Source organism: Pseudomonas sp. G(2018) (assembly GCF_005502415.1).
In the GTDB taxonomy this organism is placed as follows: domain Bacteria; phylum Pseudomonadota; class Gammaproteobacteria; order Pseudomonadales; family Pseudomonadaceae; genus Aquipseudomonas.
Window position 1 is genome coordinate 177,360 of record NZ_SCOO01000003.1, and the last position, 14,758, is coordinate 192,117.

The window sequence follows — 14,758 nt, forward strand, 5'->3', positions numbered from 1 at the left end:
CTCTGTAACCCTTGCCGGGTTTTTGTTCTTAGACGAGCCAACAACCTGGTTCATCCCCCAAAACCGCAGATGAACCGTCAATCAAGTCCTACGTATTACTCAGTCACAACGCTCGGCGAACCCAGATTGGCCAGGCGCACACTGTTCTGCACTTGCTGGATTTCACCCGGCGAACCGATCGGCCCCAGGCGAACCCGATGCAGCGTCTGTTGATTGCGCACGATCGAGCTGATGAACACCGGAGCGCTCACCATCCCGCTGAGCTTCGACCTCAGGAGTTCTGCAGCGTCCGGGTTGGCGAACGCGCCCACCTGCAGATACTGGCCAGAGGCTGGTGCAGAAGCGTTTTTTTTTGCATCGGCAAGTTGTACCGGAACAACGGCGGCGGCGTGTTGCTGTGGCGGTGGCGTCCATTGCTCGACGGTACCGGCCGAAGCCGTAATCACCGGCGCGCTATTCTGCGCGACTTGCGGCTCGTTGAGCATTAAAGGCGCCGGACGGCCTTTGGCTGCCCACCACTGTTGCGGGTCGATACCTTCGACCTTGACGCGCGCGGTGCCGGTTTCGGCGTAGCCGAGCTTCTTGGCGGCCGCGTAGGAGAGGTCGATGATCCGGTCCGAATAGAACGGCCCGCGGTCGTTTACCCGCAGGATCACGGTCTTGTTGTTGTCCAGGTTGGTCACCCGGACGTAACTCGGCAGCGGCAAGGTCTTGTGCGCGGCACTCATGCCATACAAGTCATAGACCTCGCCGTTGGCTGTGTTCTGGCCATGGAACTTGGTGCCGTACCAGGACGCCGTGCCCGACTGCACGTAGGTCTTGGACTCTTGCAACGGAAAATAGGTTTTGCCCAGTACCGAGTAAGGGGCGGCCTTGTACGGGCCGGTGTGCAGGGTTGGTGTGGCGTCCGGGATGCGTGAAACGTCGACATCCCACCAGGGCGCGCCATCCTTGTGGGCACGATTGATGTCCAGCCCCGGCGTCGAGCGCACGGCGGTGGAAGGTTTCTGCGTCGGCGAGCGGCTGGTCGAGCAACTGGCGACCAGCACTGCCAGCGCGGCAAATGCCATCAGCTTCAGGGGTTTATTGATAGGCAATGCCCGCATTACTTGACGCCCCGTGCTTGGACCAGCTGCTCAGACAGTTGATGTACGGCCATGGCGTACATCACGCTGCGGTTATAACGCGTGATTGCGTAAAAATTCTTCAGGCCCATCCAGTATTCGGGGCCATTGTCGCCTTCCAGGCGAAAAGCGGTAACCGGCATATCATCGCGCAGCGCATCATGACTTGACCAGCCCAGGGCCCGCAACTCTCCGACGGCCTTGGTCGGCTCGATACCCGTGGTCAGACCTTCGTCCACCTGATCGCCGCGTACATCGGCCCGACTGACCACAGGTTCCCCGGCGACCCAGCCGTGACGCTTGAAATAACTGGCGACGCTGCCGATGGCATCGTCCGGGTTGTTCCAGATATTGATGTGGCCGTCACCGTCGAAATCCACAGCATAGGCGCGAAAGCTGCTAGGCATGAACTGCGGCAAGCCCATGGCGCCGGCGTAGGACCCCTTGAGGGTCAACGGATCGACCTGCTCTTCCCTGGCCAGCAACAGGAACTCGCGCAACTCCTTGCGGAAAAATTCGGCACGGGGAGGATAGTCGAAACCGAGGGTCGACAACGCATCGATCACACGGAAATTACCGGTGTTGCGACCAAAAAAGGTCTCAACACCGATGATCGAGACGATGACCTGCGCCGGCACGCCATAGTCTTGCTCGGCACGGGCCAGTACCGCCTCGTGCTGACGCCAGAAGTCCACGCCACGGGCGATGCGCGCATCGGTGATGAACATCGGGCGATATTCATTCCACTGCTTGACCCGTTCGGCGGGTTTCGAAATCGCGTCCAGAATCGACTGTTTGCGCTCGGCCTCGCGGAACACCCCCATCAGCTGCTCGCCGGCAAAACCGTAGTCGCGGGTCATTTCACCGACGAATTCAGCCACCTGGGGCGAGCCTTCGTAATCGCCGGCCAACGCTTCCTGCGCAGTGCCAAGGATGCTTACCAGGCCGACCCACGGCGCGTATCGAGTCGCCCAGCCACGCATTGCTTGCATTGAACTCTTCACCTTATTCAAACCTGCGCGATCCACTTGCGATGGGTATGGATCGACATCAAAACCCCAAACGCTGACAGCAGCGTCACCAGCGAAGTTCCTCCGTAGCTAATGAACGGCAACGGCACCCCCACCACCGGCAACAGGCCACTGACCATACCGATGTTGACGAAAACATATACAAAAAACGTCATGGTCAGGGCGCCCGCCAGCAACTTGCCGAACAACGTCTGGGCCTGGGCGGTAATCACCAGTCCACGACCGATCAACAGCAGGTAGATCAGCAACAGTGCGCAAATGCCTACCAGGCCGAACTCTTCGCCCATGACCGCAATAATGAAGTCGGTGTGGCTTTCCGGGAGGAAATCCAGGTGTGACTGGGTACCCAGCAGCCAACCCTTGCCAAATACGCCGCCGGACCCGATGGCAGCCTTGGACTGAATGATGTTCCAGCCGGTGCCCAATGGATCGCTTTCAGGGTCGAGGAACGTCAGCACTCGCTGCTTCTGGTAGTCATGCATGACGAAATACCACATGGCGATCGCCACCGGCACCGTTGCCGCCAGCACGCTGAGAATCCAGCGCCAGCGCAGGCCACCCATGAACAACACGAACGCGCCCCCGGCCAGAATCAGCAGCGAAGTGCCGAGGTCCGGTTGACGCACGATAAGAATGAACGGCACACCAATCAACATAAGGCTGATGCCCACATGCTTGAGCTGTGGCGGCAAGGTACGCTTGGAGAGGTACCAGGCAATGGTCGCCGGCATCAGGATCTTCATGAACTCCGATGGCTGGAAGCGGATGACACCGGGGATGTTGATCCAGCGCGTGGCACCCATGGCGTTGTGGCCCATGACGTCCACCACCACCAGCAACAGCACGCCAATGACATAGCCGACCGGCACCCAACGCGCCATGAAGCGCGGCTCGAACTGGGCAATGACGATCATCGACACCAGGCCAATGCCGAATGAAGTGGCCTGTTTGGCCAACAGATCCCAGCTTTTGCCACTGGCGGAATACAAGACGAACAGGCTGCCGGCAGCCAGTGTCAGGAGCAGGATCAGCAACACGCCATCGATATGCATTCGTTGCAACAGCGTCGCGCGACGCCGCATCACATCCTCGCTGGAGAGCATGCGATCGAAATTATTCTTCACGGGCCGTAGCCTCCGCGCTGATAGGGTTGGCGTACTCGGCCTTGAGGTGGCCATCCTGGTCCAGCAACCAGGCGTCCATGACCTGACGCACCACCGGCGCAGCCACGCCGGAGCCGGATTCGCCGTTCTCGACCATCACCGAGACCACGATCTTCGGGTCGTCGGCCGGTGCGAAGCCGACGAACAAGGCGTGGTCGCGATGGCGTTCCTGCACCTTGGAGCGGTCGTACTTCTCGCCCTGCTTGATCGCGACCACCTGGGCCGTACCACTCTTGCCGGCGATCCGGTATTGCGCACCGATCGAGGCCTTGCGCGCAGTACCACGGGCGCCATGCATGACCTGCTGCATGCCATGGTTCACCCGGGTCCAGTCCGCCGGATCGCGCAGGATGATGTCCGGCATCGGGTTCTGATCCACCGGTTTCTCGCCTTCGATGGTCTTGGCCAGATGCGGACGGTTCCAGATACCTTTGTTGGCCACCAGTGCCGTGGCCTGGGCCAACTGCAAAGGCGTTGACTGCATGTAGCCCTGACCAATCCCGAGAATCAGTGTCTCCCCCGGGAACCACGCCTGACGACGCGTCGCGCGCTTCCATTCCCGGGTCGGCATCAACCCAGGCGACTCTTCGAACATGTCCAGGGAGACTTTCTGACCGATACCGAACTTGGTCATGTAGGCCGACAACCGATCGATCCCCAGCTTGTGCGCCAGGTCATAGAAGTAGGTGTCGTTGGAACGCATGATCGCCGTATCGAGATCAACGAAGCCGTCACCGGTACGGTTCCAGTTGCGATATTTGTGATCGTAGTTGGGCAGCATGTAATAGCCCGGATCGAACACCCGGGACGAGGCCGTCACCACGCCCGCGTCCAGTCCGGCAATCGCCACCGCCGGCTTGATCGTCGAGCCCGGCGGATACAAACCACGCAGCACGCGGTTGAACAGCGGCCGGTCGATGGAGTCACGCAGTTCGGAATAGGCCTTGAAGCTAATGCCGGTGACAAACAGGTTCGGGTCGAAACTCGGCTGGCTGACCATCGCCAGTACCTCACCGGTTTTCGGGTCCAGCGCCACCACCGCGCCGCGGCGACCACCCAGTGCCGCTTCGGCGGCTTCCTGCAATTTGATGTCCAGGCTCAGGACGATGTCCTTGCCGGGGATCGGATCGGTACGCTTGAGTACCCGCAGAACGCGGCCCCGGGCGTTGGTTTCGACTTCCTCGTAACCCACCTGGCCGTGCAGCTCCGGTTCGTAGAACCGCTCAATGCCGGTTTTGCCGATGTGGTGGGTGCCGCTGTAATTGACCGGATCGAGGGACTTCAGCTCTTTCTCGTTGATCCGCCCCATGTACCCCACCGAGTGCGCAAAGTGCGCGCCCTGTGGATAGTGACGAACCAGTTGCGCGACCACTTCCACCCCCGGCAGCCGGAACTGGTTCACGGCGATCCGGGCAATCTGCTCTTCAGTCAGCTCGAACAGGATTGGCACCGGTTCGAACGGCCGGCGTCCCTGACGCATGCGCTTCTCGAATATCACCCGGTCCTCGGGTGTCAGCTCCAGCACCTCGACGATCACGTCGAGCACCTGCTGCCAGTTACCGGAACGCTCGCGGGTCATGCTCAGGCTGAAGCTCGGCCGGTTGTCGGCAATCACCACGCCGTTGCGATCGAAAATCAACCCGCGAGTCGGCGGAATCGGCTGCACATGGACGCGATTGTTTTCCGACAGGGTCGAGTGGTACTCGTACTGGATCACCTGCAGATAATACAGGCGCGCGATCAGCACACCGATCAGTGCCACCACCGCAATTGCCCCGAACACGACGCGGCCACGCACCAGACGGGCGTCTTTTTCGTGGTCCTTGATTCGGATCGGCTGGGACATGAGGGCAGAATTACTTGTGGTAAGGGTGGCCGGACAACACGGTCCAGGCACGATACAGCTGTTCGCCGATCAGAATGCGCACCAGCGGGTGCGGCAACGTCAATGGCGAGAGCGACCAGCGTTGATCGGCACGGGCACAGACTTCAGGCGCCAGCCCTTCGGGACCGCCGACCATGAAATTCACCGTGCGCGAGTCCAGCCGCCAGCGATCGAGCTCGACCGCCAGTTGCTCGGTACTCCAGGGCTTGCCGTGGACTTCGAGGGTGACAACGCGCTCGTTCGGCCCGACCTTGGCCAGCATGGCTTCGCCTTCCTGACGGATGAAGCGTGCCACGTCGGCATTCTTGCCACGGGTGTTGAGCGGTATTTCCACCAGTTCCAGCGCCAGCTCGGACGGAAGACGCTTGGCATATTCATGCCAGCCTTCTTCCACCCATTTGGGCATGCGTGAACCGACGGCGATCAGTCGCAGTCGCACAGCCGTTCCTTATTCCTGGTCTTTGTTGAGCTTGTTGAAATGCTCGTGACCAACTTCAGGGCTGTGGTGTTTGCCATCGGCGGCACGGCTCTGCTCGGCACCTTTCCACAGGCGCTCCAGGTCGTAGAACTGGCGGGCGTTGGAGGTCATCATGTGAACGATCACGTCGTCCATGTCCAGCAACACCCAGTCGCTGTCGCCCTTGCCTTCTTCACCCAGCGGCTTGATACCCAGGGCTTTGACGGCTTCGCGGACCTTGTCCAGCATCGCGCCGATCTGGCGGTTGGAGGTACCGGTGGCGATGATCATGTAGTCGGTGATGCTCTGCTTGTCGCGAACGTCGATGACCAGCACGTCCTGCGCCTTGACGTCTTCCAGGGCCGCGACGGCAATCTTGACCAGTTCGTCGCCTTTTGGCGGCTCGGCAGCGAGGACTTTCTCAGGCAGCGGGGCACTCTTGAACGTGCCTTTGCGCTTAACTTTGTTTACGTCGTTGTTCGTCATATAAAACTCGTTTTGCTCGTATGTTCGGGCGCTTCAATACACGTTGTTGCCACGTGCCTTGAGGCACTCCTCTTCAGTTCGACGCACGGTAAAGTCCGTGCGCATCGATGTAGGCCAGGACCGCGTCGGGCACCAGGAAACGTACCGACTTACCGCTGGCCAGCAGTTGACGGATCTGGGTGGCGGATACCGCGAGCGGTGTCTGCCAGACGAATGCAATCTGTCCGCTCGGCCCTTTGAGGGCCAGCGGGTCGCTCACCGAGCGCGCTGCCAGCAGGTTGCGCAAGGCATCCGGCGGTTCGCTGTCGGCATCCGGGCGTTGCAGCACCAGGATGTGGCAATGCTGGAGTAACTCTTCCCAGCGATGCCAAGTGGGCAGGCCGCAAAACGCGTCCCAGCCCAAAAGCAGAAAAACCTGGTCATCCGCGGCCAGTTCGGCACGCATCAGTTCCAGGGTATCAATGGTGTAGGACGGTTTGTCCCGCTGCAATTCGCGGGCATCCACCACCAACGGCGCCACACCGGCCACCGCGCACTTGACCATCGCCAGACGGTCTTTTGCCGATACTTGCGGCGTGTCCCGATGGGGCGGCCTGGCACTGGGCACCAGACGCAGCTCATCGAGCGCCAGCGATTCGGCGACTTCCAGCGCGCCGCGCAAATGGCCGACGTGCACCGGGTCGAAGGTCCCGCCCAGTACACCGATGCGGCGAGGTCGAGGCACGCTGGCGGTTACCGGGGCTGACGGGTCGAGGTCGCCCAAGTCAGACCGGCTCCTGTCCGCGCAACTGGCCATCACCGACCACGACGTACTTCTCGCAGGTCAAACCTTCGAGACCGACCGGGCCGCGGGCGTGCAGCTTATCAGTAGAAATGCCGATCTCGGCACCCAATCCGTATTCGAAGCCATCGGCGAAGCATGTCGGGGTATTGATCATCACCGAAGACGAGTCGACTTCAGCTACAAAACGCCGGGTGTCGCCCTGGTGTTCGCTGACGATCGAATCGGTGTGGTGAGAGCCGTAATGGTTGATGTGCTCGATGGCCTGCTCCAGTCCGTCGACCACACGGATCGACAGGATCGGCGCCAGGTATTCGGTGCTCCAGTCCTCTTCGGTAGCCGGAAGCGCATCGATGATTGACCGGGTGCGTTCGCAGCCGCGCAGTTCGACACCTTTTTCGCGGAACTGGGCAGCCATCGCCGGCAGGAAATCTTTGGCAACGATTTGATCGACCAGCAGCGTTTCCATCGCACCGCAGATGCCATAGCGGTAAGTCTTGGCATTGAACGCAATGCGCTGGGCTTTGGGCAGGTCGGCGTGGGCACTGACGTATACGTGGCAGATACCGTCCAGATGCTTGATCACCGGCACCCGGGCATCGCGACTGACCCGTTCGATCAGACCGCGACCGCCCCGGGGCACGATGACGTCGACGTATTCAGGCATGCTGATCAGCGCACCAACGGCGGCACGGTCGGTTGTTTCGACCACTTGCACCACGGCAGCCGGCAGATCGGCTTCAGCCAGGCCGCGCTGAATGCAGGCAGCGATGGCACGGTTGGAATGAATGGCTTCGGAGCCACCGCGCAGGATGGTCGCGTTGCCGGACTTCAGGCACAGGCTGGCGGCGTCGATGGTTACGTTCGGCCGCGATTCGTAGATGATGCCGATCACGCCCAGCGGCACACGCATCTTGCCGACCTGAATCCCGGACGGCCGATAGCTCATGTCACGGATGGCGCCGACAGGGTCCGGCAGCGCAGCCACCTGACGCAGTCCCACAATCATGCCGTCGATACGGGCCGGGGTCAGCGCCAGGCGTTCGAGCAGCGCCGGTTCCAGACCATTGGCACGACCGGCTGCCAGGTCCAGCTCATTGGCGGCGGTCAGCTCGGCGCGGGCAGCGTCCAGCGCGTTGGCGGCGGCCTGCAGCGCGCGGTTCTTCTGCGCTGTGCTGGCACGGCCGATGACGCGGGAAGCCTCGCGGGCAGCGCGACCCAGGCGGGTCATGTAGTCAAGAACGGACTCAGTCATGGTCTGGAGTGGTCTTTGATAAGGTCTTGGTAAAGAGTAAAGCGGCAGATTATAGCTGTCGTGCCTCCCGACTAACAGCGGTGACGGGCGGATGGTCGAAATGGAGAGCAATTTGCCGACGTTCAGCCGGGATTAAGCTGCAAATTGTTATCATCACGACTCAATCAGCCCTGATAAACGCCGTTCATCATGTCCAACCTGACTGTTCGAGCGTCCGCCGCGAGCCTGCCAAAGGGCCTCCCGGACGCGTTTTTCGACCGCGACGCACAAGTTCTGGCCCGGGATCTACTGGGTAAAGTCATCCGCCATCGGGTCGGCGACCTCTGGCTCAGCGCCCGAATCATCGAGACCGAAGCCTATTACTGTGCCGAAAAAGGCAGCCACGCCTCCCTGGGCTATACAGAAAAGCGTAAGGCATTGTTTCTGGATGGTGGCCACATCTATATGTATTACGCCCGCGGCGGCGACTCCCTGAATTTCAGCGCCCAAGGCCCGGGCAACGCCGTGCTGATCAAATCCGCCTATCCGTGGGTCGACGAATTGAGCGGGCCGGCGAGCCTGGCGCAAATGCTGTTGAACAACCCCGACGCCCAGGGCCGCCCTCGCCCGTCGCAAAAGTTATGTGCCGGGCAGACTCTGCTGTGCAAATCTCTAGGTTTGAAGGTACCGGTGTGGGATGCCAAGCGCTTCGATCATGAGGTGTTGCTGGTGGAAGACGTCGGCCAGACGCCCGCCCATGTCATCCAGGCCACGCGATTGGGCATTCCCCATGGACGCGACGAACACCTGATGTACCGCTTCGTCGACGCATCCTACGCAGCCTGGTGCACGCGGAACCCGCTGCGACGGGGGCAGGTCGAAGGTCGCGACTATTTTGTGCTGTCCTGACATTGACCCGGATTTGAAGCAAAAGAAATCCCCTGTGGGCGCGAGCCTGCTCGCGAAGAGGCAGCACACGCACCATCTTTGTTGACTGATAGCGCGCATTCACGAGCAGGCTCGTTCCCACAAAAAGGCATTTGAACATTCAATGGAGTTGTATTTATGGGCCCATGGCTCGATAGCGTGACCGGTTGGTTGACGGTCAACCCGCAATGGCTGGCGGCAGCGGTGTTCATCGTGGCCTTCGTCGAATGCCTGGCGATTGCCGGGTTGATCGTTCCCGGCACGGTTTTGCTGTTCGCCGTGGCGGTACTGGCCGGTAGCGGTGCCCTGTCGCTGAGCGAAACGTTATTGCTGGGTTTCCTCGCCGGCGTACTCGGCGATGTGGTTTCTTATTTTCTGGGGCGTCATTTCCATCAGAACATCCGGCGCCTGCCAGGCCTGCGCCATCACCCGGAATGGATCACCGGGGCCGAGGCGTACTTCCAGCGTTACGGTATCGCCAGCTTGCTGGTCGGGCGCTTTATCGGACCTTTGCGCCCCATGCTGCCCATGGTGGCCGGGATGTTCGACATGCCCTTCCCACGCTTCTTTGTCGTCAGCCTGCTGGCCGGCGCAGGGTGGTCAGTAGCGTACCTGCTGCCCGGCTGGGCCACTGGCGCAGCCATTCGCCTGCCGTTGCCTGAGGGCTTCTGGCCACAGGCCGGGATCGTCGCCGGCAGCATTGCGCTGATGGTCGGACTGAGCGCTACCAGTAGCCTGCGCAAGCACCGCAAGGCGACGATGTTCATTACCGGGATGAGCTTTCTGATTCTGGCGGGGCTGTTTATCGGCTTCTCGCACCTGACTGCCCTCGATCAAGGACTGATGACCCTGGTGCAGGAGCATCGCAGCCCAATGCTCGATGAAGTGGCGGTGGTCTTCACGCTGATCGGTGAATTCCGCAACATGCTGATCTTCAGTGCCTTGCTGGTCGTGCTGCTGCTGATCACCCGGCAATGGCGCCACGCGATCTTCGCTTGCAGCACGCTGTTGTTCACCGCGCTGGGCAACACCGCGACCAAACACTTTTTCGCCCGCATGCGCCCGGAAGTGTTGAGCGACCCGCTGACCAGCTACAGCATGCCCAGTGGTCATGCTTCAGGCTCCTTCGCGTTGTTCCTGACCCTCGCCGTTCTCGCCGGTCGCGGACAACCGCCACGGATGCGCTTGACCTGGCTGCTGGTGGGTTGCTTGCCGGCACTGGCGATCGCCCTGTCGCGGGTGTATCTCGGCGCGCATTGGCCGACCGATGTGCTGGCAGGTGCGATGCTCGCAGCCTGTGTCTGCGCGGCAAGCCTGTGGCTGATTCAGCGCCGGACGTCACTCAACGCCATGCCGCCCAGGATCTGGTGGCTGGTGCTGCCTTCGCTGGTGGCACTGTTCGGATTCTTCGTATTGCGGCATTTGCCACATACGATGTTGCGGTATGCCTATTGAAGATCAAAAGATCGCCGCCTGCGATCTTTTGACTGTCAAGCAAACAACTCACCCTGCAACTCATCCAGCAGCGCCTGAATCGCATCCAGCCGCTGCTGCGGATCGTCGAGTTGCAGCAGGTCGATCTTGTCCAGTTCGGCGAACGGCAACAGATACGCCAACTGATTGGCCAGCGATTGTTGCCCGGTCGCTTCGGTGCCCATGTTCAACGCTTCGACCATCGGGTGTTCGGCCAGGGCCTTGAGCAGGGCCACCAGATCGGCATCCTCATCCTGCAATGGTTGCTCGGGTTCTTCGTCCAGCCACTCGACTTCGGCCACGATCAACTGATCGCGCTGCACGTCGGTACGCAGCACGTGGAAGCGTCGACCGCCCTGCACCCGAATGCCCAGCAGGCCATTGTCCTGTTGCTTGAAATCGGTGATCAGCGCTTCGCACCCGACCAATGCGTAACCCGCCGGGGCGATGCCGACCTCTTCGCCTTCAAGGATGCACACCACGCCGAAGCCGCCACCCTGTTTCATGCAGCGACCGATCATGTCCAGGTAACGCGCCTCGAAAATCTGCAGGTCGAGGATGCAGCCTGGAAACAGCACCGTGTTCAGCGGAAAAAGCGGCAGACTCATAGACATTTCCTTCACACCACCATCGACACCGCCAACGGCAGCAACACCGCCGTGGCCACGCCCATCAAACTCATCGCCAGCGCGGCAAAGGCGCCGCACTCGTCATTCTCCTGCATCGCCACCGCCGTGCCTACCGCGTGGGCCGTCATGCCCAGCGCCATACCTCGGGCCTCGGGGCTGCGGACCCCGAGCCGGGTCAACAGGCTCGGGCCGAAGATCGCGCCAATCACGCCAGTGATCAATACGAACACCGCCGCCAGCGCCGCAACACCACCGATCTGCTCGGCCACCAGCATCGCAATAGGCGAAGTCACCGACTTCGGCGCCATGGTCATCAGGATCATATGTTCAGCCCCGAACCACCAGCCCAGCAATACGCCCATGCCTGTGGCAACCACACCGCCTACCACCAGCGTAGTAAATATCGGCCAGAACAACTGCCGAATCCGTCGCAGGTTGAGGTATAGCGGCACGGCCAGTGCGACGGTGGCCGGGCCGAGCAGGATACTGAGGATCTCGGTGCTCTTGCGGTACTCGGCATACGTCAGCCCGCAGCCTACCAACACACCGATCACCAGCAACATGGAGACCAGCACCGGCTGCAAAAAGATCCAGCGGGTTTTCTCGAAAGCTGCCAGCACCAGCTGGTAGGCACCAAGGGTAATGCCGATGCCGAACAACGGATGATGGATCACCGATGTCCAGGCACCCTGCCAGTCAAGGATCATGGGTTGTCCTCACGAGGGTGGCTGTGGCGCTTGATCAGGCGCTGCATCAGCACACCCGCGAACGCCATGGACAGCACCAGCGACAACACCAGCGCCCCGACAATGGCCCAGAAATCCGCTGCGATGTCTTTGGCGTACACCATCACCCCCACCGCCGGCGGCACCAGCAGCAAGGGCAGATAACGCAGCAGGCTGCTGGCCGCCTGGTTCAGCGGCTCACCCACCTGACCCCGGCTGATCAAGTACACCAGTAGAAGCAGCAGGCCAATGATCGGCCCAGGCAACACCGGTAAAAACAAATGATTGATGGCCGTGCCGAGCAATTGGAACAGCACCAGCCAGGTCAAACCTCGTAACAACATCCCTCATCTCCCGCAAACCACCCGCAATGACGGGCCGAGCATTATAAGCACGCCTGCCGTATACATCGGCATTCGCCAAAAGCATGGTCGGTTGACCGGAGCAATTTGCCATGTTGATCTAAAGTGGTAATCCGGGAGGTCAAATCCCCCCACCTCAAAACTATAAAACCGATGAACACCAAGGAGAGTCTCAATGCCCTATGTTCCAGTTGCAGAGCTCAATGATTATGTCGGCAAGGAACTTGGACGTTCCGAATGGCTCACGATCGATCAGGAGCGCATCAACCTGTTCGCCGAAGCCACAGGGGACTATCAGTTCATCCACGTCGATCCTGTCAAAGCGGCGCAAACGCCATTTGGCGGCACCATTGCCCACGGATTCCTGTCGCTCTCGTTGATCCCGAAACTGATGGAAGACATCCTCATCCTTCCAGAAGGTGTGAAGATGGTGGTCAATTACGGCTTGGACAGCGTGCGTTTCATTCAACCGGTCAAGGTCGATTCGAAAGTGCGGCTCAAGGTCGATCTGTCCGAAGTCACCGAGAAGAAACCTGGCCAATGGCTTCTCAAGGCCATCGCCACCCTGGAAATCGAAGGTTCGGACAAACCGGCGTATATCGCTGAATCCTTGTCGCTCTGCTTCGTGTAAACCTTCCCGGATGCGAAACAGCTCATGCTGTTTCGCACCTGCTGCTTTTTTCTACCGACTGTATATGGACACATAGCTGCGGCATACTCGGTCGCCTAATTGCCCGGAACCCGCTATGCGCCTACTTGCACTCCTTGCCCTGACCCTGATGCTCACCGCTTGCGGCGACGGCGAATCACCGCTGCCTCCCGACGCTCGCCTGCCGGACGGCGGACGCTATCGCGGTGACCTGGTCGATGGATTGCTGCAAGGCCAGGGCCGCATCGACTACCCGAACGGCAGCTGGTATGCCGGCGAGTTCGACAAGGGGCAATGGCATGGCCAGGGCGAATGGCACGGCAGCAACGGCGAGGTCTATCGCGGGCAATTCAACAAGGGCCTGTTCGATGGCCAAGGTAGCCTGAGAACGAATGGCAGCAGCTACAACGGTGGCTTCAAGCTTGGCCGGCGCGACGGCGAAGGCACCCTCAAAGAAAATGGCATGACTTACCGTGGCGAGTTCAAGGCCGATCAGTATTCAGGGCTCGGTCGCCTGGAACTCGAAGACGGCAGCGCGTACCAGGGTCAGTTCGCCCACGGTAAACCCAACGGCGAAGGCCAACGCGGCGACGGCAATGGCAATCAGTTCACCGGACACTTCGTCGACGGCCAACTGGAAGGCAACGGGACATTCAACAGCGCTGACGGCGACATCTATGTCGGCGGCTTCAAGAACAATCAACTGCACGGCAAGGGTCGCTACGAAAACGCGGATGGCGATGTCTGGCTGGGTCAATTCAAGGAAGGCTCACTCAACGGCAAGGGCGAGTTGATCGGCGCCGACGGCAGCCATTACATCGGTAACTTCAACGACTGGCGTTTCAGCGGCCAGGGCCGCTTGAACCTGGCCGACGGCAGTTTCTACATCGGCCAGTTCGACAGCGACACCTATTCCGGTCGCGGCACCTTGGTGCTGACGGATGGCTCGGTGCTTAGTGGCACCTGGATCAACGGCCAGCGAGTGCGTGACGCCAATGGCAAGTTGCTGCCGGACACCCTCGAACTCGGACTGCTGGCCCAGGGGCGGCTGCTCGAAGATGCATTAAGCAACGTACCGGCCTCGACCCCGGCGGTCGAGCTGTACACCCTGACCCTGGGCGGCGACGGCAAGCAGAGTGTGTTCCTGCGAGAATCCGACTACGTGGCCAACATGCTCACCAGCCGTTTCGGTGCCTTTGGCCAGATCCGCCTGGTGAACCATCGCGATCACCTCGGCGACCGGCCGATGGCCACCCGGGAAAACCTGCGCCGCGCATCCGTGACCCTGGCCGAACGCAGCGGCCCGGAAGATCTGATATTCATCTACCTGACCAGCCACGGCACCAGCGAACACGAACTGGTACTCGACCAGCCACGCATGGAGCTGGCCGACTTGCCGGCCGACGAACTGGCCGCGGTACTCGCCCCCCTGAAAAACCGCGACAAGGTCATCGTGATTTCAGCCTGCTACTCCGGCGGCTTCATTCCCGCCCTCAAGGACGAACGGACCCTGATCATGACCGCTTCGCGGGCCGACCGCGTATCGTTCGGCTGTTCGGAAGAAGCCAATTTCACCTACTTCGGCGACGCCCTGTTTGCCCAGGCCTTGAACCAGACAGACGATCTGGAACAAGCCTTCAAACTGGCCAAGGCCACCGTCGCCGAGCGCGAACTGGCCGATAACTACGAGGCCTCCGAGCCGCAGATCTGGGCGCCGAAAACCGTATTGTCACACTGGCAATTGTTGCGTAAACAGCAGGCACGCAAAGCGCTGCAAAATGTCTCAATTGACAGCAAGGATACAAAGAACAACTAAGCTGACAGTATCAAGG

Annotated in this window: 15 protein-coding genes; 4 read left to right on the top strand and 11 right to left on the bottom strand. The window is 60.6% G+C overall.

Going from position 1 to position 14,758, the window contains the following annotated elements; genetic code table 11:
* Positions 1-95 precede the first annotated feature (95 nt).
* The 8 genes from FFS64_RS04370 to FFS64_RS04405 all read right to left on the bottom strand — a co-directional run bounded on the left by FFS64_RS04370 (position 96) and on the right by FFS64_RS04405 (position 8,182).
* The gene (locus FFS64_RS04370) at positions 96-1,106 is read right to left on the bottom strand and encodes a septal ring lytic transglycosylase RlpA family protein (protein WP_137804378.1); all 1,011 of its coding nucleotides are present in this window, start codon (positions 1,104-1,106) and stop codon (positions 96-98) included.
* Positions 1,106-2,116: a lytic murein transglycosylase B gene (gene mltB, locus FFS64_RS04375; protein ID WP_137804379.1), complete on the bottom strand. Its 1,011-nt coding sequence runs from the start codon at positions 2,114-2,116 to the stop codon at positions 1,106-1,108. Before mltB ends, FFS64_RS04370 begins: the two co-directional genes overlap by 1 nt.
* Positions 2,117-2,133: 17 nt before the next feature.
* The gene (gene rodA / locus FFS64_RS04380; protein ID WP_170948762.1) at positions 2,134-3,237 is read right to left on the bottom strand and encodes a rod shape-determining protein RodA; all 1,104 of its coding nucleotides are present in this window, start codon (positions 3,235-3,237) and stop codon (positions 2,134-2,136) included.
* A 31-nt stretch (positions 3,238-3,268) separates the two neighbouring features.
* Complete coding sequence (gene mrdA / locus FFS64_RS04385; RefSeq protein ID WP_095197240.1) at positions 3,269-5,164, bottom strand: penicillin-binding protein 2; 1,896 nt, start codon at positions 5,162-5,164, stop codon at positions 3,269-3,271.
* Between the two features lie 10 nt (positions 5,165-5,174).
* Positions 5,175-5,642, bottom strand: a complete 468-nt coding sequence (gene rlmH / locus FFS64_RS04390; protein WP_007937439.1) for a 23S rRNA (pseudouridine(1915)-N(3))-methyltransferase RlmH — start codon at positions 5,640-5,642, stop codon at positions 5,175-5,177.
* Positions 5,643-5,651: 9 nt separating this feature from the next.
* Positions 5,652-6,146 (bottom strand): ribosome silencing factor, encoded by a 495-nt coding sequence (gene rsfS, locus FFS64_RS04395; protein WP_008022922.1) that lies wholly within the window; start codon positions 6,144-6,146, stop codon positions 5,652-5,654.
* A gap of 73 nt (positions 6,147-6,219) precedes the next feature.
* On the bottom strand, positions 6,220-6,942 hold the full coding sequence (nadD, locus tag FFS64_RS04400; RefSeq protein WP_137804380.1) for a nicotinate-nucleotide adenylyltransferase: 723 nt from the start codon (positions 6,940-6,942) through the stop codon (positions 6,220-6,222).
* The gene (locus tag FFS64_RS04405; protein WP_137804381.1) at positions 6,911-8,182 is read right to left on the bottom strand and encodes a glutamate-5-semialdehyde dehydrogenase; all 1,272 of its coding nucleotides are present in this window, start codon (positions 8,180-8,182) and stop codon (positions 6,911-6,913) included. Before FFS64_RS04405 ends, nadD begins: the two co-directional genes overlap by 32 nt.
* 189 nt (positions 8,183-8,371) lie before the next feature.
* On the opposite strand from FFS64_RS04405, the gene FFS64_RS04410 reads away from it, so the two are divergent.
* Both FFS64_RS04410 and FFS64_RS04415 read left to right on the top strand, forming a co-directional pair.
* On the top strand, positions 8,372-9,070 hold the full coding sequence (locus FFS64_RS04410) for a DNA-3-methyladenine glycosylase (RefSeq protein WP_137804382.1): 699 nt from the start codon (positions 8,372-8,374) through the stop codon (positions 9,068-9,070).
* A 156-nt stretch (positions 9,071-9,226) separates the two neighbouring features.
* Complete coding sequence (locus FFS64_RS04415) at positions 9,227-10,543, top strand: bifunctional DedA family/phosphatase PAP2 family protein (RefSeq protein ID WP_137804383.1); 1,317 nt, start codon at positions 9,227-9,229, stop codon at positions 10,541-10,543.
* Between the two features lie 35 nt (positions 10,544-10,578).
* On the opposite strand, the gene FFS64_RS04420 is transcribed toward FFS64_RS04415, so the two are convergent.
* From FFS64_RS04420 to FFS64_RS04430, 3 genes are read right to left on the bottom strand one after another with little or no spacing between them, the layout of a single operon-like run.
* The gene (locus FFS64_RS04420) at positions 10,579-11,169 is read right to left on the bottom strand and encodes an LON peptidase substrate-binding domain-containing protein (protein WP_137804384.1); all 591 of its coding nucleotides are present in this window, start codon (positions 11,167-11,169) and stop codon (positions 10,579-10,581) included.
* Positions 11,170-11,180: 11 nt separating this feature from the next.
* Complete coding sequence (locus tag FFS64_RS04425; protein WP_137804385.1) at positions 11,181-11,897, bottom strand: LrgB family protein; 717 nt, start codon at positions 11,895-11,897, stop codon at positions 11,181-11,183.
* Positions 11,894-12,259, bottom strand: coding sequence for a CidA/LrgA family protein (locus FFS64_RS04430; protein WP_137804386.1), 366 nt, complete (start codon positions 12,257-12,259; stop codon positions 11,894-11,896). Before FFS64_RS04430 ends, FFS64_RS04425 begins: the two co-directional genes overlap by 4 nt.
* Before the next feature lie 193 nt (positions 12,260-12,452).
* Here FFS64_RS04430 and FFS64_RS04435 point away from each other — a divergent pair, with 193 nt between their 5' ends.
* Both FFS64_RS04435 and FFS64_RS04440 read left to right on the top strand, forming a co-directional pair.
* Positions 12,453-12,908, top strand: a complete 456-nt coding sequence (locus FFS64_RS04435) for a MaoC family dehydratase (RefSeq protein ID WP_095197232.1) — start codon at positions 12,453-12,455, stop codon at positions 12,906-12,908.
* A gap of 115 nt (positions 12,909-13,023) precedes the next feature.
* On the top strand, positions 13,024-14,742 hold the full coding sequence (locus FFS64_RS04440; RefSeq protein ID WP_137804387.1) for a C13 family peptidase: 1,719 nt from the start codon (positions 13,024-13,026) through the stop codon (positions 14,740-14,742).
* The last annotated feature ends 16 nt before the right edge of the window (positions 14,743-14,758 follow it).